Annotated in this window: 1 pseudogene; it reads right to left on the bottom strand. The window is 68.4% G+C overall.

The features are described from left to right. A pseudogene (locus tag ACQG3P_RS24960) lies at window positions 1-231 on the bottom strand (alpha/beta hydrolase); the annotation flags it as partial.

The raw sequence follows: 231 nt of genomic DNA, 5'->3' as shown, positions 1-231 counted from the left end.
TCGGCCAGCGCACGGGCCACGCCCACCGTGTCAAGATCAAGGTCCAGGCGCTGGCTGGCAGCGGCGATCACCGCGTTGATGTCCTGCCCGCCATTGCGCCAGCGACCGTAGGCGGCCATCGCCTGCGCCTTCCACGCGGTGGGCTGCAGCGACATCAGGTGCGGAATCATGATGCGGATCGCATCGCCGGCATTTGCGAACGACTCCATCGCCACCACGCCGGTGACCCGG

This window comes from Stenotrophomonas sp. SrG (assembly GCF_050031795.1).
Classification (GTDB): Bacteria; Pseudomonadota; Gammaproteobacteria; order Xanthomonadales; family Xanthomonadaceae; genus Stenotrophomonas; species Stenotrophomonas rhizophila_A.
Note: the sequence above shows the minus strand (reverse complement) of the source record. Positions and strands in the feature narration are given on the sequence as shown.